Here is a 22,433-nt window from a genome sequence, read left to right as displayed (position 1 = left end):
ACACAGATGAGCAAGCAGCAGGCGGAGGTCGCGGACCGGGTGGTCATGCGCGACATCCGCAAACGGTACGGAATGGTCGACGCCCTGCGCGGCGCAACCCTCCGGGTCGGCGTCGGCGAGGTCGTGGGGCTGGTCGGTGACAACGCCGCCGGCAAGTCCACCATGATGAAGGTACTGGCCGGCGCGGTCGTACCGGACTCCGGGGAGATCGTCTTCGACGGCCGCCCGGTGTCCTTCGCCAGTCCCCGCGACGCCCGCGAACTGGGCATCGAGATGGTGTATCAGGACCTCGCGCTCTGCGACGACATCGACGTGGCGGGCAACCTGTTCCTCGGCCGTGAGCCGCGCCGGGCCGGCGGCCTGCTGCTCGACGTAGCGAAGATGCACAGGGAGGCCCGGCAGCACCTCGACGCGCTCAACATCCGGATCCCGCTCACCGACATCCCGGTGGGCGGGCTCTCCGGCGGCCAGCGTCAGGCCGTGGCCATCGCCCGCGCGGTCACCTTCGCGCCCAAGCTCCTCATCCTTGACGAGCCCACGGCGGCCCTCGCGGTTACCGAGGTCGAGACGGTTCTCGAACTCATCAAGACGATCTCCGCTCAGGGGGTCTCCGTCATCCTCATCACCCACCGCCTTCAGGACCTCTTCCGCGTGTGCGACCGGCTCAGCGTGATGTACGAGGGGACGCTCCGCGCCGACCTCGACGCCCGCGAGACCAGCCTGGAGCAGCTCGTCTCGGAGATCGTCGCCCACGAACTGCCCGAGGGGGCACGATGACCGTCACCAGCGAGCGGGTGGTGACCACCCGGTCGGCCCGCGCCAGCGCGCATATCGGCACGCACGCCCAGACCATCGCGATCGGGGTCGTGCTGGTCGCACTACTGATCTTCTTCGCCTTCTCCGCCGACCGTTTCGCCACCACCGGCAACATGCTCAACCTGATCCGGCAGATCGCCCCGGTGCTGATCGTCGCGACCGCGATGACATTCGTGATCAGCACCTCCGGCATCGACCTGTCGGTCGGCTCGACCGTGGCGCTGTCGGGGTCGCTACTGGCGATCATGCTCCAGCACGGCTGGGATCCGACCCTCACCCTCATCGCGATCCTCGCGCTCGGCGCCGCGATCGGGTTCATCAACGGGTGGTTCTCCTCCTACCAGGGCATTCCACCATTCATCGTCACACTCGCCATGCTCTCGATCCTGCGTGGCACGGCACTGCGGGCCACCGAGGGCTACTCCACCCCGATCGACGGTGGGCTGTGGATCGTCCAGCTCGGCCAGGGCCGTATCGCCGGGATTCCGGTGCCGGCGATCCTCGCCGTGGTCATCGCGCTGATCGCCTGGCTGACCCTGACCCGCACCCCGTTCGGCCGCTACGTGATCGGCCTCGGCTCCAACGGGGAGTCGCTCCGCCGCACCGGCGTGAACACCCGCAGGGTCGGTCTCACCGTCTACGTCCTCACCGGCCTGGCCGCCGCGCTCGCCGGTGTGCTGATCGCGACCCGGCTCAGCTCGGGGTCCTCCAACGCGGGCACCGGCTTCGAGCTCGAGGTCATCACGGCCGTCGTCCTCGGCGGCACCAGCCTGTTCGGCGGCCGGGGCAGCATGCTCGGCACCATCCTGGGCGCCCTCGTCCTCGGTGTCATCGCCAACGGCCTGGTACTGCTGCACGTCTCGCCGTTCTACATCCAGATCGTCCAGGGCAGCATCCTGCTCCTGGCCGTCTTCGCCAACAGCAAGGTCTGGGCCAAGTTCGGCGCGGTGCGGAAATGACCGCCCGGGCCGGAGCGGGCAAGTCGGCGACGGCGACCGCGATGACGGTGCTCGGTGCGGTGCCCGTCGCCGAACTCGGCGTCACGCTCTGCCACGAGCATCTGCGCAACGACGGCGCCAGCGCCTGGCACCCGGCCCAGCCCGGCGACACCGAGGGGGAGCTGATCGCCGGCTCCCCGCTCCGGATGGATTTCCTCGGCCGGTTACGGCACGATCCCTACCTCTCCCGCGACAACGTCTCGCTTGACGACACCGAGGTCGCGGTCGAGGAGGCGGGCCGGTTCGCCGCTCACGGTGGCCGCACCCTGCTGGACGTGACCCCCGAGGGCATCGGCCGCGCGCCCGGCGAGCTGGTCCGGATCGCCCGTGCCACCGGCCTGAACATCGTGATGGGCTGCGGCTTCTACCTGGAGCGCACCCATCCGGCCCGGGTGCGCGAGATGGGTGTCGCCGACGTCGCCGCGGAGATCGAGCGGGACCTGGTCGACGGCGTCGGCGGAGTGCGCGCGGGGGTGATCGGCGAGATCGGGATCTCGCCGGACTTCACCCCGGCCGAGGAGAAGATTCTCCGCGGCGCCGCCCGCGCGCAGTCCCGCACCGGCGTGCCGCTCTCGGTGCACCTGCCCGGCTGGGTCCGGCACGGCCACCGGGTTCTCGACATCGTCGAGGAGGAAGGCGGGCTGCTCGCGGCCACGGTGCTGTCGCACATGAACCCCAGCCTGCGCGACCGCGACCACCAGGTGTCGCTCGCCGTCCGCGGCGCCTACCTGGAGTACGACATGTGCGGCATGGAGTATCTGTTCCCCGGGGAGGGCCAGTCTCCGTCCGACGAGGAGAACGCGGCGGCCATCGCCTGGCTGGTCCGTGCCGGATTCGGCGACCGGCTGCTGCTCTCCCAGGACGTGTTCCTCAAGACCATGCTGGTCCGGTACGGCGGAACCGGCTACGCGCACATCCTCACCCACTTCGTCCCCCGCCTGCACCGCCATGGGCTGACTCCGCAGGACACCCACCGGATGCTCGTCGCGAACCCGCGAGAGCTCTTCACCGCCGCGCACCGGCAGGTGCGGGCCGCCGCCCTGCCGTCCAACGGCTGAACACCCAGAGAAGGAGAGACCCCTATGACCCGCGTGCTGGTCGCCGGCGAGTCGTGGATCAGCGAGTCCACCCACTACAAGGGTTTCGACTCGTTCACCACATCGACCTACCACACCGGCATCGACCCGCTGCGTGACGTTCTGGTGGCCGACGGCATGGAGGTCGACCACCTGCCGGCGCACGACGTGCCGGGGCTGTTCCCCGGAACGCTCGACGAGCTGTCGGCCTACGACGTCATCGTGCTCTCCGACATCGGCGCCAACAGCATCCTGCTCCACCCCGACACGTGGCTGCACAGCAGGACGTCGGTCAACCGGCTCGACCTGCTGGCCGACTGGGTGGAGCAGGGCGGCGGCCTGGCGATGGCGGGCGGCTACCTGAGCTTCCAGGGGTTCGAGGCCAAGGCCGCCTTCCGCGGCACGGCCGTGGAGCGGGTGCTTCCCGCCCGGATGTCCCCCTACGACGACCGGGTGGAGACCCCCCAGGGCGTGCCCGGCGCCGTCACCGACCCGGACCACGTCATCGTCGCCGGGCTGCCCGCGGCCTGGCCCGGCCTGCTCGGCTACAACCGCTTCGAGCTCCCCCAGGACGCCACGCTGCTCGCCACCGTGAACGGTGACCCGCTGCTCGCCGTACGCGAGGCGGCGGCCGGGCGTACCCTCGCGTGGGCCTCCGACATCGCCCCCCACTGGTGCCCCGAGGAGTTCGTGAAGTGGGATGGTTACAGCACGCTCTTCACCCGCGCGGTGCGCTGGCTGGCGAAGGAGATCTGACATGCCGATCCCGGTGATCCTCGACTGCGACCCGGGCCACGACGACGCCCTCGCCATCCTGCTGGCGGTGGCCAACCCGGCGATCGACCTGCGCGCGATCGCCACCGTGGCGGGCAACCAGACCGTGCAGAAGACCGCGCTGAACGCGCGGCGGATGCTCAGTGTCGCCGGGGTGACCGGCGTGCCGGTCGCGGCGGGCTGTGACCGGCCGCTCGTCGCTCCGCTGGAGATCGGCGACTACGTGCACGGGGAGAGCGGCCTGGACGGCCCGGCCTTCGGCGAGCCGGACGTGCCCCTCGACCCGCGCCACGGCGTCGAGCTGATCCACGACACGCTCACGGCGTCGGAGGAGCCGGTCACCATCGTGGCGATCGGGCCGCTGACCAACATCGCCACGCTGCTGCGCCGGCACCCGGGTGACCGCGACCGGATCCGCGAGATCGTGATCATGGGTGGCTCCACCGAGCGGGGCAACCACACGCCCTACGCCGAGTTCAACATCTACACCGACCCCGAGGCCGCCGCCGAGGTGCTCAGCAGCGGCATCCCGACCACCTGGGTCGGGCTCAACGTCAGTCACCAGGCGCTCGTCACCACCGACGTCCTGGACCGCATCGCCGCGCTGGGGACCCCGCTGGCCCGGCTCTGCGTGGAGCTGCTCACCTTCTTCGGTTCCAGCTACCACCAGACGTGGGGGTTCGAGGCGCCTCCGCTGCACGACCCGATCACTCTCGCCTACCTGATCGACCCGGCGGTCCTCACCCGGGTCCGGGTGGGTCTGCGGATCGAGCTGGAGGGCCCCTACACCCGGGGCGCCACCGTGGCCGACCTGCACGGCCGGATGGACTGGGAACCGAACGCCGACGTGGGCACCGTCCTCGACAAGGACCGGTTCTGGGACCTCATGATCGGCGCCATCGACGTCCTCGGCCGCCGGTGACCCCCGGACCGCCTGCCTGACCGCCGGATTCCCCGGCGTTCAGGCAGGCGGCGTCCACCCCGCACCGGCCGTCACCCGGGGAGCAGCACCCGGAAGACGGTACGGCCGGGGCGGCTCTCCACGTCCACGGTGCCGCCGTGCGCGGCGACCACTGCCCTGACGATCGCGAGCCCGAGGCCGCTGCCGCCCGAGGCGCGCGAGCGGGCCTTGTCCGCGCGGACGAACCGCTCGAACAGTTCACCCTGGAGTTCCCGGGGGACGCCCGGCCCGTCGTCGGCCACGGTCAGCTCCACCTTCCCCTCGCCGGGGGCGTGTACGGAGACGGTGACCGTGGTGCCCGGCGGGGTGTGGGCGCGCGCGTTGCCCAGCAGGTTGGTGACGACTTGGTAGAGCCGGTCCACGTCGCCGATCAGCGTGACCGGCTCCTCGGGGAGCTCCAGCCGCCAGTGATGGCCCGGCGCGGAGACGCGCGCGTCACCCGTCGCGTCGATCACCAGCCGGCTCAGGTCCACCTGGTCGCGGGCCAGCGGCCTGCCCGCGTCGAGCCTGGCGAGAAGCAGCAGGTCGTCGACGAGCTTGCCCATGCGGGAGGACTCCGCGTCGACCCGCTCCAGGGCGTGCCGTATCTCCGCCGGGACGTCGGCGGGGTTACGCCGGGCCAGCTCGACATGGGCGCGGACGGTCGCGAGGGGGGTACGGAGCTCGTGGCCGGCGTCCGCGGCGAAGGTCCGCATCCGCTGCTCACTGGCATGGCGCCGGGCGAGGGCCTCCCCCACGTGGCCGAGCATGCGGTTGAACGCCTCCCCCACCTGGCCCACCTCGGTCCGGGGGTCCTCGTCCGGCACGCGGTCCGGCAGCGCCACCTCACCGCTGGCGAGCGGGAGCGTACTGACCCGCCGGGCCGTGGCCGCCACCCGTTCCAGGGGACGCAGCGACAGCCGCACCCAGATCGCGCCGGCCACCCCGGTGACGATCATGACGATGGCGAACCCCACGAGCTCGGCAAGCTGGAGCCGGTGCACCGTGGCGTTGACGCCTTCCAGCGGGAGCCCGTTGACAAGGGCGTCGCCGTCGTCGCCCTCGATCGCCATGACGCGGTAGTCGTCCAGCGCCGACAGCTCCACGGTGTGGCCGCGCCCGTCCATCGGGACGGCGTCCAGGACGGCCGCGTCGTCAGTGGAGAGGCCGAGGCCGGCGTTGCCCGGCGCCACCACGGCGGCGTCGGTCACCCGGCCGTTCACAAGGCGGACGCCCAGGGTCCCGGGAGACTGCCCGCGGCTGTCGCCGCGCTCGCCGTGTCTCTCCCTGTGCTCCAGGCTGGCGGCGAACTTCCCGGCCGTCATGGACAGCTGCTGGTCCAGCCGGTCCACCATGAACCGTTCCAGTGCGAGAGAGGTGGCCACGCCGACCGTGGCGCAGGCGAGCGCGAGCAGGACCAGCACGCCCGCGACGAGCCGGGTCCGGAGCGTGCGGGGTCTCACGGCTTGAGGACGTATCCCACGCCCCGAACCGTGTGGATCAGCGGCGGACGTCCCAGGTCGAGCTTCTTGCGCAGGTAGCTGATGTACAGCTCGACGACGTGGGCCTGGCCGCCGAAGTCGTAGGACCAGACCCGGTCAAGGATCTGGGCCTTGCTGAGCACCCTGCGCGGGTTACGCATGAGGAAGCGCAGCAGCTCGAACTCGGTCGGCGTGAGCTCCACCAGCTCGCCGCCCCGGGTCACCTCCCTGGCGTCCTCGTCCATCACCAGGTCTCCCACGGCCAGCCGGTCTCCCTCCGAGATTCTCGCCATGCCGGAGCGTCGCAGCAGGCCGCGCAGCCGGGCGAGGACCTCCTCCAGGCTGAACGGCTTGGTCACGTAGTCGTCGCCACCCGCGGTTATCCCGGCGATCCGATCCTCCACGGCGTCCCTGGCGGTCAGGAACAGCACGCACACGTGCGGCGCCTCGGCGCGCAGGCGGCGCAGCACCTCGATGCCGTCGATGTCGGGCAGCATGACGTCGAGCAGCACCGCGTCGGGGTGGAACTCGCGGGCCACCCGCACCGCGGCCGCGCCGTCGGCGGCGGCGCGCACCTCCCAGCCCTCGTAGCCGAGCACCGTGCCGAGCACCTCGACCAGGTCGGGCTCGTCGTCGACGACGAGCACGCGGATGGGCGTCCCATCCGGCCGGACCAGATCAGGAAGATCACGAGAATTCGCGCGCATGGTGATGTCAGGGTCCTTCCTGTTCTCGACGCGGACCCTCTGAGCCGCCCCCGAGAATCCTATGAATCGTTGAGATATGACCCGTTTTCATAGGGAAACGAGAGGTTCGGCTGGCACGGTGGTGCACGAATAGACATAAGGGGGATATTTCGTGAGTACCACCGCCGTCGGAAGGGCCGCCACCGGCGCGCATCGGGGCGATCCTCCCCGCGGTGCTCGCGTGCGGCCGGCGGCCGTCCTACCGGTCATCGCCACGGGTGTGCTCGCCGTACTGAGCCTGTGGTGGGTGAACACTCCCGCCGTCGCCGGACTGGACGGCTGGCTGATCGGGGCAGGACGGATCATCGGGCTCCTCGCCGGGTACGCGATCGCGGTGCTGCTCGCGCTGATGGCCCGGATCCCCGCGCTGGAGCGCGGGGTGGGGTCCGACAAGCTCGCCCGCTGGCACTCCATGGGCGGACGGTACGTCGTCGGGCTGGCCGTCGCGCACATGCTGCTGACCATCTGGGGCTACGCGGTGGCCGACGCCACCGGCGTGGTGAACGAGACGGTGACGCTGAACCTCACCTATCCGGACGTGCTCCAAGCCACCGTGGCGGTGCTCCTCCTCGTGGGCGTCGGCACCGTCTCGGCCCGCGCCGTCCGGCCCCGGCTGCGCTACGAGACCTGGTTCCACCTGCACTTCTACACCTACCTGGCGGCCTGGCTGGCGTTCGGGCACCAGCTGTCGACCGGCAACGAGTTCCTGGAATTTCCGGCCGCCCAGGCCGCCTGGTACGCCCTCTACGCCGGGGTCGCGACGGTGCTCGTCTGGTACCGGTTCCTCACCCCGGTACGGCAGGCGTTCCGGCACCGGCTCACGGTCAGCAGGGTGGTGCGGGAGAGTCCCGAGGTCGTCTCCGTCTTTCTCTCGGGACGCCGTCTCGACCGGTTGCGGGCCGAGCCCGGGCAGTTCTTCCGGTGGCGGTTTCTCACCAGGGACCTGTGGTGGTCCCCCAATCCCTACTCGCTGTCGGCCGCTCCCCGGCCTGACGAGCTGCGGATCACGGTGAAGGACCTGGGCGACCAGAGCCGCGCGCTCGCCCGGCTGAGACCCGGCACCAGAGTCCTCGCCGAAGGTCCCTACGGTGCCTTCACCCCGGGCCGCCGCGGCGGGCGCAAGGTGCTGCTCATCGCGGGAGGGGTGGGCATCACTCCCGTGCGGGCGCTGTTCGAGTCGATCCCGGCCGCACCTGGTGACCTCACCCTTCTCTACCGGGCCCGGACGGCCGAGGACCTGGTGTTCCGCACGGAACTGGAGGCGATCGCCGCCCACCGCGGCGCGGCGCTGCACTACTGCGTCGGCCCCCGGAGCAGGATCGGCGACCCGTTCACCCCGGAGACGCTCGCCGGACTCGTCCCCGGACTGACCGAGCACGAGGTCTACGTGTGCGGGCCCTCCGGCATGACCCGCGGCGTGATATCCGCGCTCCGCACCGCCGGGGTACCGCACCGGCACATCCACCACGAATCATTCGAGTTCTGAAGGAATCCCTATGCGCAGAGCGATATTGGCCGTGCTCGTCACCGCTGTCGGCCTGGTGCTGTTGCTGTCCTTCAAACCCCACGAGATGGCGGCGTCGGCCAACCGTCCCTCCTACGTGTCGCAGAGCGGTGGGCAGAGCGGCCGGGTCACGGCGCACTCGGGCAGCTGGACCGGCGCCGGCGCGGGCGCGGGCGCGGTGAGCGGCGACAAGGTGCTGACCGGCGACGCGGTCGACACGCGCTGGGGCCCCGTACAGGTGGAGCTCGTGCTCTCCTCCGGCAAGGTCACCGGCGTCAAGGTGCTCCAGGCCCCGGACAACAACCACCGGGACATCTCCATCAACAACCGGGCACTCCCGATCCTCAACCAGGAGACGCTCTCCGCGCAGTCCGCCCAGATCGATACCGTCTCCGGCGCCACCTACACCAGCGAGGGATACATCCGGTCGCTGCAGAGCGCCCTCGACAGGAACGGCCTCTGATGCGCCACGTCGAACACGCCATGGGCACGGTCTTCTCTTTCGACATCCGCCGCCCCCACGACCTCGGCGTCCGCCACCTCTCCGGTGACGTGGGGCAAGCCCTCGGCGAGGCCGTGGCGTGGCTGCACCGCGTCGACGAGATCTTCTCGACATACCGGCCGGACAGCCCCGTCAGCCGGCTGGGCAAGGGCGAGATCGGCCTGGCCGACTGCCCGCCGGAGGTCGCGGACGTCCTCGCCCTGTGCGACACGGCGGCCGAGCTCTCCCATGGGTATTTCACCGCCTACCCCGGGGGACGTCTCGACCCCTCCGCCATGGTGAAGGGCTGGGCGATCGAGCGGGCCTCGCTCATCCTCAGCCGGTCGGGAGCGGTGGACCACTGCGTGAACGGCGGCGGCGACATCCAGCTCGCCGGAACGGCCGCGCCCGGCCGCCCGTGGCGGGTCGGCATCGCCCACCCGCTCCGTCCGGACGCTCTGGCGACCGTGGTCGCCGGGTGCGACTTGGCCGTGGCGACCTCGGGCACGGCCGAGCGCGGAGCGCACATCCTCGACCCGCACACCGGGCGCCCCGCGACAGAGCTGGCCTCGATCACCCTGGTCGGCGGGAGCCTGACCATGACCGACGCGTACGCCACGGCCGCCTTCGCCATGGGCGATGCCGCCCGGACCTGGGTCGAGCGGCTCGACGGGATGGAGGCCTTCGCCGTCACCGCCTCGGGCGAGACCTGGCGCACGCCCGGCTTTCCCGCCGCCTGACCGTGAACGGCAGACGCCCGGCCTCCCCCTCAGGCGTCGGCCGGCGCCGGTGCGCGGCGGTGACGGAAGGCGCCCGCGGCGCCCAGCACGATGACGCAGAGAATGATGAGGTCGGCGGCCAGCGGAGCGACCCACGGACGGTAGACCTCCATGATCCACCGGGTCAGCCCGGTGGGCCGCAGCAGGAGGAAGCCGACGGCGCCGGGCAGGTAGATGAGACTGGTCACGACCCCCCGGGCGATCAGCAACCCGTCGAGACGGCCGGCCGGCATGAGGGCCAGCAGGGGGAACAGCATGGCGTCGTACCAGGGGTGCTGCACCGGGGAGGTGAGCAGCCAGCACAGGCACCACGCCAGCGCCGGCCGTACGGTGTCCAGGCCGGGCGGTCCCGGTGGGAGCCGCCGGCACAGCAGGAGGCCGATGAGGAAAGCGGCGCCGAGGGTGAGCTGTCCCTTCAGCGTGGCCCCCTCCGCCCCCAGGTCCAGCGCGTCGGTGATCACACGCCACGGATCCGCCAGCGAGTGGGCGCCGATCTTGCCGACCAGGTTCCCGAAGGCCTCCGGGCTCTGCGTCGCGTACACCGTGACCAGGGCCGAGAACACCCCCATGACCATCGCCAGGAACGTGGTGACCGACCGGCGAGCCGCCCAGGCCAGACCTGCCCCGGCGATGATGAACGGCGCCTTGACGGCGGCCGCCGCACCCAGCAGCACCCCGGCCGCCAGTCCCGTCACCACCCCGCTCCCGCGCATCACGAGGAGGGCGGCGACCAGGAAGAACGCCCCCAGCCCATCGACGTGACCGCCCAGCACCACGTGCCAGAGCATCAGCGGGTTGAGGCTCCACAGCAGGTGGACGCGGACCCGCCGCTCGCGGTCGGCACCCGCCAGCCGGTCGAGCATGAACGCCGACAGCAGGAACGCCAGTCCGGCCATGATCTTGAACGCGAACACGGTGCCGGCCATCGACTCGCCGCCCAGCCGGGAGGCGGCCAGCTGCGCCCAGGTGGCCAGCGGCCCGTACACCGAGGGGGCGTTACGCCAGGCCGGCGGGGCGAGCTCGCCGACCGGGTCCGCCATCGCGTGCAGCCACGCCGGGGTCAGCACGTACGGGTCCTGCCCGAGGGCGGCGATGCGCCCGTAGACCGCGTAGTTGAGCACGTCCGTCGACCCGGCGGGCGGGACGAGCGTGAGAGCGAGAACGGCGGTCACCGCGCCGGCGGGCAGGACTCCCCGCGCCGGCCGCCACCCCCGGCGCAGCGCGTACAGCCCGGCGCCCACCCCCAGCCCGCCGGCGATGACGGCCGTCCAGCCCAGCAGGATCACCAGCGTGTCGGAGGGGGCGGCGCGGAAGGACCAGGGCGGCTCCCCGCCACCGAGCTCGGGCACCGCCGCCGAGGGTCCGAGGATGGCGATGGCCGTCATGAGCGCGATGGCGAGCCCGATCGCGGCGAGCCCCGCACCCCCCGCGGACCGCGCGCGACGGTACGGCCCGGCGGCACGTGCCGGCTCCGTCATCGGAAGTCGCGAGACAGGTCGGATCCACCTCGGCACGCGCCGAACCTCCAGGGAGAGCTACCCAGATGATCACAGCGTCGCAGCCACACCGCGAGCCGGAACGGCTGGCGGTCCCTACCGAGACGCGACCGGATCACCGGTCTCATGACGGAGGCGGCCGGATCATCGACGGCCAGGCGGGGCGTCGGCACGACGCCACTCCAAGCGTAGATCATCCTTGACGGACCCCACGTCGCCCGGACCTTCGGCGGCTCTTTCCCGTGTGGGTGTCAGGCGATGGGCAGGTCCCGGCGGCGGAAGCCGGCGAGTCCGGCCACGGTCAGCGCCACAGCGACGGCCGACAGCCATACCAGCGGTGCCGCGCTGACCTCACCCCCGGGAACCCGAGGGAGGTGGGTGAACGGCGAGATGTCCAGGATCCACTGGTCGAACCGGAGGGCGGCGCCGACCAGCCCGAGCAGCAGGCAGATCGCCAGCGCGCCCCAGCTGACGGCTGCGAACCGGGGCAGCAGCCCGTACAGCACGACCGTGATCGCGGCCAGGACCCAGACCGCGGGCAGCTGCACCATCGCGCCGGCCAGCACCCGGGGCAGCTCGCGGCCGACGTCACCGGTGTTCAGCCCGTGGGCCAGCCCCATGGCCAGCCCGGCGACGGCCAGGGCGGCGGCCGGACCCAGCAGCGAGAAGACGAGGTGACCGCCCACCCAGCGGAACCGGCCGACCGCAGTGCCCAGCACCGGCTCGGCGCGCCCGCCGCTCTCCTCGTTGCGCAGCCTGAGAGTGGCCTGGATGGCGTAGGCCGCTGCGACCAGCCCGAGCACGCCCATCACGCCGACGAGGTAGCTGTCGATGAGTCCGGCCGCGCCGCCTATACGGGCGAAGATGTCCTCCATCTGGCGGTTGCCGCGCACCAGGTCCCCGATGCCCGCGGCGAGGTAGCCGAGCACGACACCGAGCGCGGCGAACCCCGCGATCCAGCCGGCCAGCAGGCTGCGGTGCAGCCGCCAGGCCAGCGCCAGCGGCGAACGCAGGCCGGGTGCCCCCGAAGATCGGCCGAGCCTGGGTGGCAGCAGGCCGGCGCCGACGTCGCGCCGCGCGGAGAGTGCGACGGCCGCCAGGGCGAGCACCGCGGTGAAGCCGGCGGCGAGCGCGACGGGCCACCAGTCGTCGTCGCTGTAGGGGCCGATCCGCTGCACCCAGCCGATCGGCGACAGCCAGGACATCCAGGACAGCGCGCCGGAGCTCAGGCCGCTGATGTCGCCGACGACCCGGAGCAGGTAGGCCGCGCCGAGGGCGACGCTCGCGATCCCCCGTGCGCTGCCGGCGCCGCTGGTCAGCTGTGCGGCGACGGCTGCGATCGCGGCGAACACCCAGCCGGTGGCGGTGAGCTCCACGCCGAAGGCCCATGATCCGGTGACCGGCAGACCCTGACCGATCATGCCCGCGGCCAGCAACGCGCCGAGAGCCAGGTTGGCGCCGAACGTCGCGACCAGCGCCGCCGTCAGGCCGGCGTGCCGGCCGACCACGGTCGCGCCGAGCAGCTCGCGGCGCCCGGCCTCCTCCTCGGTCCGGGTGTGCCGGATGACCGTGAGGATGCTGAACAGCCCGACCATGACGGGAATGAAACCGGCCCGCCAGGCGACCAGCTCGCCGAGGCTGGGCCCGGTCAGAGGACCGTAGAGTGCGACGAAGCCCGCGTTGTACGCGCTGGCGGCGGCGTACCCCTGACGCTCGGCGGCCGTGGGGAAGAGTTCGTTGAAGGAGACCACATAGGAGATCGGGACGAGGCCGAGTATCAGGACCCACAGCGGCATCAGGACCCGGTCCCGCCGCAGGATCAGCCGGACCAGCCCGCCGGTGCCCGTCAGCGTGTTCATCGCGACATCTCCGTGTCCTTCTCGCCGGCCGCACCGGTCCGGTGGTAGTGCCGCAGGAACAGCTCCTCCAGCGTGGGCGGCTGGCTGATGAGGCCGCGCACACCCGCGGCGGTGAGGTGGCGCAGCGCCGGGTCCAGGGCGACGGTGTCGACGTCGAAGCACACCCGGCCGTTCTCCGTACGCAGGTCGTGCACGCCGGGCAGGTCGGCCAGCCCGTCCGGCGGCCCGGCCAGCTCGGCCTGGATGGAGGTGCGGGTCAGATGTCGCAGCTCGGCGAGGGTGCCGGTCTCGACGGCCCGGCCGTCGCGGATGATGGTGAGCCGGTCGCACAGTGCCTCGACCTCGGCGAGGATGTGGCTGGACAGCAGCACGGTCCGGTCGCCGCGGCGCTGTTCCTCCCGGATGACCTCGCGGAACACCTCCTCCATCAGCGGGTCCAGACCCGAGGTCGGTTCGTCGAGCAGCAGCAACTCCACATCGGAGGCCAGCGCGGCGACGAGAGCCACCTTCTGCCGGTTGCCCTTGGAGTAGGCGCGCCCCTTCTTGCGGGGATCCAGGTCGAAGCGCTCCAGCAGGTCGGCGCGGCGCCGCTTGTCCAGCCCGCCCCGCAGCCTGCCGAGCAGGTCGATCACCTCACCGCCGGACAGGTTGGGCCAGAACGTGACGTCCCCGGGCACGTAGGCCAGCCGGCGGTGCAACGCGGTCGCATCGGCCCACGGGTCGCCGCCGAGCAGTCGTACGGTGCCCGCGTCCGCGCGCATCATGCCCAGCAGGATCCGGATCGTGGTGCTCTTGCCCGCGCCGTTCGGCCCCAGGAAACCGTGTACCTCGCCGGTGCGTACGACGAGATCGAGGTCGTCCAGCGCCCGGGTCTGGCCGAACGTCTTGGTCAGCCCTGCCACCGAGATGGCGTCGGTCATCGTGGTTCTCCTCGAATCGGCGGAGCGTGGCTCCGCGTTCGTCTGGACCACCTCGTCGAACAGCGGTGCGGCGGATTCCTCAGCCAGTGAACACCCGCGCGGACCCGCGGACAATGCCCTGGAAGCACCCTGACCGCCGAACACGTGTGGAAGGCCCCGTCGGACGGCCTCACCCAGATGAGTCGCCGGCTGCCGCTGACGCGCGCTCACAGCGTCGCCCCGGTCCCGGTCTACTGTGAGAAGAACCGTGACGCGCGACCTCCGCGCACCTCGCGAAGAGAATGTACGCACCGCGTACGCAGGATGAGGTCTTGATGAACCGCTTGAAGGACGCGACGAGCCCCTACTTGCTGCAGCACGCGGACAACCCCGTCGACTGGTTTCCCTGGGGAGACGAGGCCTTCGAGGAGGCCAGACGGCGGGACGTGCCGCTGCTGATCTCGGTGGGCTACTCGGCGTGCCACTGGTGCCATGTCATGGCTCACGAGTCGTTCGAGGACGGCGGCACCGCCGCGCTGATGAACGAGCGCTTCGTCAACGTCAAGGTGGACCGTGAGGAGCGGCCGGACGTGGACGCGGTCTACATGTCGGCCACCCAGGCCATGACCGGCCAGGGCGGGTGGCCGATGACGGTCTTCGCCACCCCGCAGGGACATCCCTTCTACACCGGGACCTACTTCCCCCGCTCCCGGTTCCAGCAGGTGCTGGCCGGGGTGTCGAACGCCTGGAACGGCGACCGCCAGGCGGTGCTGGAGCAGGGCTCGAAGATCGTCGAGGCGCTGAACGAGCGGTCGGGGCTCCCCGCGGGGCCGCTGCCCACACCGAGCACGCTCGCCCGCGCCGTACAGACCCTGAGCCAGACCTTCGACCCGGTGCGCGGCGGGTTCGGCGGGGCGCCCAAGTTCCCGCCGTCGATGGTGCTGGAGTTCCTGCTGAGGTACGGCGCCGCCGACCAGGACCGGGACGCGGGACCGCGGGCGGACGCCGCGACGGCGACGGCGACGGCGATGGCCGGGCGGACGCTGGAGGCCATGGCCAGGGGCGGCATCTACGACCAGCTCGGCGGCGGCTTCGCCCGCTACAGCGTGGACGCCGGCTGGGTGGTGCCGCACTTTGAGAAGATGCTCTACGACAACGCGCTGCTGCTGCGGGTCTACGCGCACTGGTGGCGCTCCACCGGTTCCGCCCTGGCCCGGCGGGTGGCCCTGGAGACGGCCGACTGGCTGCTGGCCGAGATGCGCACCCCCGAGGGCGGCTTCGCCTCGGCCCTGGACGCCGACAGCGAGGGCGTGGAGGGCAAGTTCTACGCCTGGACGGCCGAGGAGATCCACGAGGTCCTGGGCGAGGAGGACGGCGCCTGGGCGGCCGGCCTGTTCGAGGTGACCGGCACGTTCGAACACGGCACCTCGGTGCTCCAGCTCCTGTCCGATCCGGACGACGCCGAGCGGTTCGCCCGGGTCCGGGCCGCGCTGCTGGCCGCGCGGGCTCACCGGGTGCGGCCCGGCCGGGACGACAAGGTGGTGGCCGCCTGGAACGGCCTGGCCATCGCCGCCCTCGCCGAGACCGGCGCCCTGTTCGACCGGCCCGACCTGGTGGCGGCGGCACGGACGGCGGCCACGCTCCTCGACGAGCTGCACGTGGACGGCGACCGGCTGCTGCGCACCTCACGCGACGGCCGTGCGGGCACCAACGCCGGGGTCCTGGAGGACTACGCCGACCTGGCCGAGGGCCTGCTCACGCTGTACGGCGTGACCGGGGAGGTCCGCTGGTTCCACCGGGCCGGGGCACTGCTGGAGACCGTCCTCGACCGGTTCGCCGCCGGCTCCGGCGGCTTCTTCGACACCGCCGACGACGCCGAGCGGCTCTTCCAGCGGCCGCAGGACCCCACCGACAACGCGACCCCCTCGGGGCAGTTCGCCGCCGCCGGGGCACTGCTGTCGTACGCGGCCCTGACCGGCTCGGCCAGGCACCGGGCGGCGGCGGAGGGGGCTCTTGGCACGGTGACCGTCCTGGCCGACAGGCACGCGCGGTTCGCGGGGTGGGGGCTCGCGGTGGCCCAGGCCGCTGTCGCCGGGCCGGTCGAGGCCGCGATCGTGGGCCCGCTCGACGACCCTGCCACCGTGGCCCTGCACAGGACCGCCCTGCTCTCCTCCGTCCCCGGCCTGGTCGTCGCGCTCGGCGAGCCCGGAGCGGAGGAGGTCCCGCTCCTGGAGGGCCGGGGCCTGGTGGACGGCGCCCCGGCGGCCTACGTGTGCCGCGGGTTCACCTGCCGGATGCCCGTCACCACCCCGGCCGGGCTACGGGCCGAGCTGGCGTCCTGAAGGCGCGCCGGTGGACCGTCCCCGGACGGCGACCACGTGCCGCCGCCGGATGAGCGGCCGTTGCCGGGACCGGTCTCCCCGGCACTGCCACTAGCCCCCCTGGGGGTCGGACCCGGTGCTCGGGGCCTGCTGGGGGACTTCTCCCTGGGGCGGCCCCTGGTCCACGGGGCCGGGGTTCCCCGGCCCCGTGCCGGGGCCGTTGCCGGGGCCGGTACCGAAGCCGCCGTCACCGTTACCGGGGCCGGGGCCGTTGCGCATGCCGCCGCCGTTGCCGTCCGGGGAGGGGTTCCGGTCGGGACCCGTGCCGGTCGTCCCGTCCGGGAACGGCAGGGGCGGGACGTTGTCCGGACCGTTGCGGGGGCCGGGGCCGCGGTTGCCGGAGCGGTAGCCGTCGTCGTAGTAGGTGGAGTTACCGTAGGTGGACGGCTCGGCGAACTCCTTGACCGGCTTGCCGTCCATCGCCTCCGTCATGAAGGCGCGCCAGATCTGGGCCGGGTAGGTCCCGCCGTACAGGGCACTGCCGTCCACGACCACCGGCTTGTTGTCGTCGCGGAACATGTCCACCGCGGTCGCCAGCTGCGGGGTGAACCCGGCGAACCACACGGCGGCCGACTTGTCGGTGGTACCGGTCTTGCCGGCCACCGGACGGTCGTAGAGGCGGGCGGCCGACCCGGTGCCCGCCTCTACGACCTGGGTCAGCGCGTAGGTGGCGTCGATGGCGGCCTGCTCGGTGAAGGCCCGCTCACCCTGGACCTTGACCTTGGTGGTCTTCCCCGTGGTGTCGGTGATCGAGCGGATCACATGGGTGTCGCGGTGGACGCCTCCGGCGGCGAACGTGGCGAAGCCGGAGGCGTTCTGCACGGCGCTCACGGACGCCACCCCCAGCGGCAGCGCGGGCGCGGACTGGTGCGGGGCGAGCTGATCGGCCGGGATGCCGGACTTCTCGGCGGTGCGGACGACCTTGTTGAGGCCGACCTTCTGCCCGAGGTCCACGAACGCGGTGTTCACCGAACTCTGCGTCGCCTTGACCAGGTTGATCTCGCCGTAGGAGTAATCCCCCGAGTTGGGGATGCCCCTGTCCCCCGAGGTGACGTGCAGCGGCGAGTTGCCGTTCACCCGGGTGTCGAGGCCGAGGCCGTTGTCCAGGGCGGCGGCCAGCGTGTAGGCCTTGAAGGTGGACCCGGCCTGCACCTTGGCCGAGAAGGAGTTGTCGAACTTGTTGGCGTCGTAGCTGGGGCCCCCGTAGAAGGCGACGACCTCTCCGGTCTCGGGGTCCACGGCGGCCAGACCGGTGCGGACCTTCTTCGAGGTGCCCTCCGGCAGGACCGAGGTGACGGCCCGCGCCGCGGCGGCCATCAGGTTCTTGTCGAAGGTCGAGACGATCTTCAGGCCGCCCTGGTTGATGTCCTCGTCGGTGTATCCCCTGCGCTTGAGCTCGGCCGCCACCTGGTCGAGCATGTAGCCCTGCTGGCCCTTGAGCGTGAAGACCGACCGGGGTGCCTTGAGGGTGGGGAAGGTGGTCGCGGCGCCCTGCTCGGAGGTCAGTACCCCCGTCTGCACCATGCCGTCGATCACCGACCGCCAGCGTGCCCTGGCCGCGTCCAGGTTGGCGCCCTGGGGGTCGGCGAACCGGGACGGCTGCTGGATCACCGCGGCGAGGTAGGCCCCCTCGGCGACGGTCAGCTTGGAGACGTCCTTGCGGAAGTAGGCGTCGGACGCCGCCTGGATGCCGTCGGCTCCCCGGCCGAAGTAGATCGTGTTGAGGTACTGCTCCAGCACCCAGTCCTTGGACTTCGACTGGTCCACCTTCAAGGAGATCATGACCTCCTTGAGCTTGCGGACGATGGAACGTTCCTGGCTGAGGCCGCTGTAGTAGTTACGGACCAGCTGCTGGGTGATGGTCGAGCCGCCCTGGATCTGCCGGCCGCTGACCGTGGACCACATGGCGCGGAAGGTGCCCGAGATGGACACACCCTTGTCCCGGTAGAACGAGCGGTTCTCCGCGGCGATGACCGCGTCGCTGACGTGCTTCGGTATCTGCGCCAGCGCCACGCTCCTGCGGTTCACCCCCTGCTTGGCCAGCACGGTCTTACCGTCCCGGTAGTAGATCACCGAGCCCTGCGCGGTGGCTCTGGGCTGCGTGCTGTCCGGGATGGGCGTCATCAACCACGCCACCCCGAGAAGGCCGACCACCGAAACCACGGTGGCGCCGAAGACGGCGAGCGTGATCCACAGGAGTTTCCTCCTCCTGGGTCTGCCCTTCTCGTCATCCTGTCGCACGCCCGAACCCCCGTCCACTCCGCATTCACCCCCGTGAGCAGTGCGGACCGTAAGGGTAAACGATGGATAACGGTGTCTGAACCCCGCTTGGGACGGTACGGCTAGCTCTTCCCCTGGCGCGGTACATCGGCCACCAAAGGGAGAACCCGGTATGGCACGGGGGTGTCCAGCGCTATCACCGACGAGGTCCTCACCACACCGTGAACGTCAACGATCAGGTCAATGACCCTCTGCAGATCGGCATTGCTGCGCGCCACCACCCGGCAGAGCATGTCGTCGCCGCCGGTGATGGTGTGCACCTCCAGGACCTCGGGGATCGCCGCGAGCTGGTCGGCGACCGGTTCGTGTCCGCTGATCTGGCGGATCTGCAGGGTGACGAACGCGGTCACGTCGTATCCGAGCGCCGCGGGGTCGACGTCGGGACCGAACCCGGTGATCACCTTCCGGGCGGCCAGCCGGTCGAGCCGGGCCTGCACGGTCCCCCGGGCCACACCGAGCCTCCGTGAGCACTCCAGCACGCCGAGCTTGGGTTCCCCCGCCAGCAGGGCGATGATCCGGGCATCCAGTTGATCAATCGTCATGGTGTACAGAAACTCCCATGGAGTGCGCTCTCAGGTGTACAGATTGCCTACCTTCCCAAGTAACTGTTGCACAACCCGCCCATAGGACCAGAAAGTGTCCGCATGAGTGACATCTTTCCTGTGAACGGTATGGACGCCGTGGTCTTCGCCGTGGGCAACGCCAAGCAGGCCGCCCACTACTACTCCACCGCGTTCGGCATGCGGCTGGTGGCCTACCGGGGCCCGGAGAACGGCAGCCGCGACGAGGTCGCCTACGTCCTCACCTCCGGCAGCGCCCGGTTCGAGTTGCGCGGTGCGGTACGGCCCGGCACCGGGGTGGCCCGGCACGTGGCCGAGCACGGCGACGGTGTGATCGACCTGGCCATCGAGGTCCCGGACGTGGAGGCGGCCTACGCCCACGCGCTCGCCCAGGGCGCCAGGGGCCTGGCCGAGCCGTACACGCTGGAGGACGAGCACGGCAAGGTCATGCTCGCGGCGATCGCCACGTACGGCGAGACCCGGCACACCCTGGTCGACCGGTCCAACTACAGCGGCCCGTACCTGCCCGGCTACGTCGCGGCGGAGCCCCTTGTCGCGGCCCCCGACGTGAAGAACGGCCGCCTTTTCCAGGCGATCGACCACTGCGTCGGCAACGTGGAACTCGGCAAGATGGACGAGTGGGTGGAGTTCTACAAGCGGGTCATGGGCTTCACCAACATGGCGGAGTTCATCGGCGACGACATCGCCACCGAATACTCGGCGCTGATGTCCAAGGTGGTCGCGGACGGCACCCGCAAGGTGAAGTTCCCGCTCAACGAGCCGGCGATCTCCAAGAAGAAGTCGCAGATCGACGAGTATCTGGAGTTCTACGGCGGCCCCGGCGTGCAGCACATCGCGCTGGCCACCAACGACATCCTCTCCACCGTCGACCACATGCGCGCGGCCGGGGTGCAGTTCCTGAACACGCCCGACTCCTACTACGACGACCCGGAGTTGCGCGCCCGGATCGGCGAGGTCCGCGTGCCGATCGACGAGCTGAAGAAGCGCCGGATCCTGGTCGACCGCGACGAGGACGGCTACCTGCTGCAGATCTTCACCAAGCCGGTGCAGGACCGCCCGACGGTGTTCTTCGAGCTCATCGAGCGGCACGGTTCGCTCGGCTTCGGCAAGGGCAACTTCAAGGCGCTGTTCGAGGCGATCGAGCGCGAGCAGGACCTCAGGGGCAACCTGTAACAGCTCTTGGCTTTGCGGGAGCGGTGCCCCGGTGATCAAAAACTCATGGGAACACCACCGCCACCGCCACCGCCATCGCCACCGCCGGACGACTCGGGATCGTTTCCCTGGTCCGCTCCGCCCCCAGGGCAGGGCTACGGCGGTGGCGGGCCGGCGCGCGAGAGACTCGGCGGGCGCTGGCGACGCCTGTTCGCGGGCATCCTCGACATCATCATCGTCGGTGTCATCTCCTCGCCCTTCACCTACCAGACGTTCACCACCGTCTGGGACACCGGCAAGGACGTCTTCGTACGGGTGCCCGTCCAGCACACCTTCCTGGCCGCTCTCGTCGGCTTCCTCTACTACTGGCTGCTGACCGCCTTCTGGAACGGGCAGACGCTGGGCAAGAAGCTGTTCGGCCTGCGCGTGGTCGACTCCGGCTGGGGCAGGGTCGGGGTCGGGCAGGCCGCTGTCCGCGAACTGGTGGCGTGGGTGATGTACGCCACCTGCTGCCTGGGCTGGATCGACCTCGCCTTCATCCTTTTCCACAGTCGCAAACAGGCTATTCACGACATCGCCGCCAGGACATTGGTCGTAGATACCTGATCGCCCCAGGTCACACGCCTTGCTCGCGTAGTCTGCCGTCCAGGCGGCTCGGCAAGACCGGGCCCGGAAGGGGGAATCGAGGGCATGGCGTCCGGTCGGCGGGCTATTGCGGCAATCGCTACTTTTCTCGGCATACTCGGCACGGTCACCTGTTCGGCGTCGAACGGTGAGACCATCCCCCTCCGGAGCCTGACGCCCCCGAGCGTCACAGCCCCCGGGGCGGGGCAGCTGACGTACGGGATAGGCGCCCCCGGGATCGGCGATCCCGACTTCCCCACCGACGGCAACGGCGGCTACGACGTCGACCGCTACCGGCTGAGAATCGACTACGATCCCGGCTCCCGGCACCTTTCCGGCGTGACCGCGATCGAGGCGAAGGCCACCCAGGACCTCACCAGGTTCAACCTGGACCTGCGCGGGTTCGAGGTCAGCCGGATCACCGTGGACGGCAGCGCCGCGAGGTTCGAGCGGGACCAGGACGAGCTCACCGTGATCCCCGCCAGGCCGATCTCCGACAGGGCCGGGTTCACCGTGACGGTCACCTACGCCGGGGAGCCCCAGCCGGTCAGAGGCTCCTCCAATCTCGGCACCTACGGATTCATCCCGACCGATGACGGCGCGTTCGTCGCGTGCCAGCCCAACGGCGCCAAGACCTGGTTCCCAAGCAACGACCACCCGGCCGACAAGGCGCGCTACGACTTCGAGATCACCGTCCCCGCGGGGTTGACCGCGCTGGCCAACGGCGAACTCGTCAGCGCACCGAAGACCGCCGGCGGCAAGACGACCTTCCTCTGGCGGGAGAGCCACCCGATGGCGAGCTACCTGGCCACCGCGACGCTGGGCAGGTTCGAGCTGCGCCAGGGCACGACTCCCGGGGGGATCCCGAACCTGACGGCCGTGGACCCCCGTTTCCACAGCGCGCTCGACAGCCTCTACACGCAGTCGGGGCGGATCACCGACTACTGGAGCACGGTGTTCGGCCCCTACCCGTTCTCCTCCACCGGCGGCGTGATCGACGACTTCACCGCGGGCTACGCGCTGGAGAACCAGACCAAGCCCCAGTACGGCGGGTTCACCCCGGACTCGAGCATCATCGCCCACGAGCTGGCCCACCAGTGGTTCGGCGACAGCCTGACCATCACACGCTGGAGGGACCTCTGGCTCAACGAGGGCTTCGCGACCTACGCCGAGTGGCTGTGGTCCGAGCACGAGGGCGGATCCACCGTCGAGACGACCTTCCGCAACCACTACGCGGCCGCCCCGGACGCCGCCATCTGGAAGTACACACCCGGCCGCGCCCAGCCGGCGGACCTGTTCAACGACTCCGTCTACACCCGCGGCGGCATGGCGCTGCACGCGCTCAGGCAGCGGATCGGCGACCCGGTCTTCTTCAATCTGCTGAAGACCTGGAACACCGAGCACAAGTACGGATACGTGACGACCGAGGAGTTCGTGGCCCTGGCCGAGAAGCTCTCCGGCAAGAAGCTCGACAAGCTCTTCAACGTCTGGCTGTTCACGGCGGAGAAGCCAACCGACTGGTAATGCCCTTCCCTCCCGTGGCGTGCCGAGCACCACGCTGGATCG

General features: G+C 70.9%; 19 protein-coding genes. 12 read left to right on the top strand and 7 right to left on the bottom strand.

Features of this window, described 5'->3' with window-relative positions:
• Positions 1-6: 6 nt before the first annotated feature.
• From ACIN94_RS04365 to ACIN94_RS04345, 5 genes are read left to right on the top strand one after another with little or no spacing between them, the layout of a single operon-like run.
• Complete coding sequence (locus tag ACIN94_RS04365) at positions 7-777, top strand: ATP-binding cassette domain-containing protein (protein ID WP_400699485.1); 771 nt, start codon at positions 7-9, stop codon at positions 775-777.
• The gene (locus tag ACIN94_RS04360) at positions 774-1,775 is read left to right on the top strand and encodes an ABC transporter permease (protein WP_400699482.1); all 1,002 of its coding nucleotides are present in this window, start codon (positions 774-776) and stop codon (positions 1,773-1,775) included. Before ACIN94_RS04365 ends, ACIN94_RS04360 begins: the two co-directional genes overlap by 4 nt.
• On the top strand, positions 1,772-2,872 hold the full coding sequence (locus ACIN94_RS04355; RefSeq protein WP_400699479.1) for a phosphotriesterase: 1,101 nt from the start codon (positions 1,772-1,774) through the stop codon (positions 2,870-2,872). The genes ACIN94_RS04360 and ACIN94_RS04355 overlap by 4 nt, the downstream gene beginning before the upstream one ends.
• Positions 2,873-2,896: 24 nt before the next feature.
• Positions 2,897-3,646, top strand: a complete 750-nt coding sequence (locus tag ACIN94_RS04350) for a glutamine amidotransferase (RefSeq protein ID WP_400699477.1) — start codon at positions 2,897-2,899, stop codon at positions 3,644-3,646.
• 1 nt (position 3,647) lies between these two features.
• Complete coding sequence (locus ACIN94_RS04345; protein WP_400699474.1) at positions 3,648-4,586, top strand: nucleoside hydrolase; 939 nt, start codon at positions 3,648-3,650, stop codon at positions 4,584-4,586.
• Between the two features lie 71 nt (positions 4,587-4,657).
• Here the strand turns inward: ACIN94_RS04345 and ACIN94_RS04340 are convergent, their stop codons facing one another.
• Complete coding sequence (locus ACIN94_RS04340; RefSeq protein ID WP_400699471.1) at positions 4,658-6,067, bottom strand: sensor histidine kinase; 1,410 nt, start codon at positions 6,065-6,067, stop codon at positions 4,658-4,660.
• Positions 6,064-6,792, bottom strand: a complete 729-nt coding sequence (locus ACIN94_RS04335) for a response regulator transcription factor (protein ID WP_400699468.1) — start codon at positions 6,790-6,792, stop codon at positions 6,064-6,066. Before ACIN94_RS04335 ends, ACIN94_RS04340 begins: the two co-directional genes overlap by 4 nt.
• Before the next feature lie 151 nt (positions 6,793-6,943).
• Between ACIN94_RS04335 and ACIN94_RS04330 the strand changes: the two genes are divergently transcribed.
• The 3 genes from ACIN94_RS04330 to ACIN94_RS04320 are packed head-to-tail and all read left to right on the top strand — an operon-like array spanning position 6,944 to position 9,556.
• On the top strand, positions 6,944-8,317 hold the full coding sequence (locus tag ACIN94_RS04330) for a ferric reductase-like transmembrane domain-containing protein (RefSeq protein ID WP_400699465.1): 1,374 nt from the start codon (positions 6,944-6,946) through the stop codon (positions 8,315-8,317).
• A 10-nt stretch (positions 8,318-8,327) separates the two neighbouring features.
• Positions 8,328-8,798, top strand: coding sequence for an FMN-binding protein (locus ACIN94_RS04325; RefSeq protein WP_400699462.1), 471 nt, complete (start codon positions 8,328-8,330; stop codon positions 8,796-8,798).
• Entirely contained in the window at positions 8,798-9,556 is a 759-nt protein-coding gene (locus tag ACIN94_RS04320; RefSeq protein ID WP_400699459.1) for an FAD:protein FMN transferase, read from the top strand. The genes ACIN94_RS04325 and ACIN94_RS04320 overlap by 1 nt, the downstream gene beginning before the upstream one ends.
• 29 nt (positions 9,557-9,585) lie before the next feature.
• Here the strand turns inward: ACIN94_RS04320 and mptB are convergent, their stop codons facing one another.
• The 3 genes from mptB to ACIN94_RS04305 form a co-directional block, all read right to left on the bottom strand.
• A complete protein-coding gene (mptB, locus tag ACIN94_RS04315; protein ID WP_400699457.1) occupies positions 9,586-11,073 on the bottom strand; it encodes a polyprenol phosphomannose-dependent alpha 1,6 mannosyltransferase MptB in 1,488 nt (495 codons plus the stop codon).
• Between the two features lie 269 nt (positions 11,074-11,342).
• A complete protein-coding gene (locus ACIN94_RS04310) occupies positions 11,343-12,950 on the bottom strand; it encodes an ABC transporter permease (RefSeq protein ID WP_400699454.1) in 1,608 nt (535 codons plus the stop codon).
• Positions 12,947-13,870 carry an ATP-binding cassette domain-containing protein gene (locus tag ACIN94_RS04305; RefSeq protein ID WP_400699451.1) on the bottom strand — a complete coding sequence of 308 codons (924 nt, stop codon included), beginning with the start codon at positions 13,868-13,870 and terminating at the stop codon, positions 12,947-12,949. The genes ACIN94_RS04310 and ACIN94_RS04305 overlap by 4 nt, the downstream gene beginning before the upstream one ends.
• A 314-nt stretch (positions 13,871-14,184) precedes the next feature.
• On the opposite strand from ACIN94_RS04305, the gene ACIN94_RS04300 reads away from it, so the two are divergent.
• Positions 14,185-16,191 carry a thioredoxin domain-containing protein gene (locus tag ACIN94_RS04300; RefSeq protein ID WP_400699448.1) on the top strand — a complete coding sequence of 669 codons (2,007 nt, stop codon included), beginning with the start codon at positions 14,185-14,187 and terminating at the stop codon, positions 16,189-16,191.
• Positions 16,192-16,281: 90 nt separating this feature from the next.
• On the opposite strand, the gene ACIN94_RS04295 is transcribed toward ACIN94_RS04300, so the two are convergent.
• Positions 16,282-18,471 (bottom strand): transglycosylase domain-containing protein, encoded by a 2,190-nt coding sequence (locus ACIN94_RS04295; protein ID WP_400699445.1) that lies wholly within the window; start codon positions 18,469-18,471, stop codon positions 16,282-16,284.
• 101 nt (positions 18,472-18,572) lie between these two features.
• Positions 18,573-19,052, bottom strand: coding sequence for an Lrp/AsnC family transcriptional regulator (locus ACIN94_RS04290; RefSeq protein WP_400699442.1), 480 nt, complete (start codon positions 19,050-19,052; stop codon positions 18,573-18,575).
• 102 nt (positions 19,053-19,154) lie between these two features.
• Here ACIN94_RS04290 and hppD point away from each other — a divergent pair, with 102 nt between their 5' ends.
• The 3 genes from hppD (at position 19,155) to ACIN94_RS04275 (ending at position 22,391) form a co-directional block, all read left to right on the top strand.
• The gene (gene hppD / locus ACIN94_RS04285; protein WP_400699439.1) at positions 19,155-20,264 is read left to right on the top strand and encodes a 4-hydroxyphenylpyruvate dioxygenase; all 1,110 of its coding nucleotides are present in this window, start codon (positions 19,155-19,157) and stop codon (positions 20,262-20,264) included.
• 45 nt (positions 20,265-20,309) lie between these two features.
• Positions 20,310-20,849, top strand: a complete 540-nt coding sequence (locus tag ACIN94_RS04280) for an RDD family protein (RefSeq protein ID WP_400699436.1) — start codon at positions 20,310-20,312, stop codon at positions 20,847-20,849.
• 84 nt (positions 20,850-20,933) lie between these two features.
• Positions 20,934-22,391 carry a M1 family metallopeptidase gene (locus tag ACIN94_RS04275; RefSeq protein ID WP_400699433.1) on the top strand — a complete coding sequence of 486 codons (1,458 nt, stop codon included), beginning with the start codon at positions 20,934-20,936 and terminating at the stop codon, positions 22,389-22,391.
• Positions 22,392-22,433: the final 42 nt, after the last annotated feature.

The organism is Streptosporangium sp. NPDC087985, assembly GCF_044741965.1.
Classification (GTDB): domain Bacteria; phylum Actinomycetota; class Actinomycetes; order Streptosporangiales; family Streptosporangiaceae; genus Streptosporangium.
Note: the sequence above shows the minus strand (reverse complement) of the source record. Positions and strands in the feature narration are given on the sequence as shown.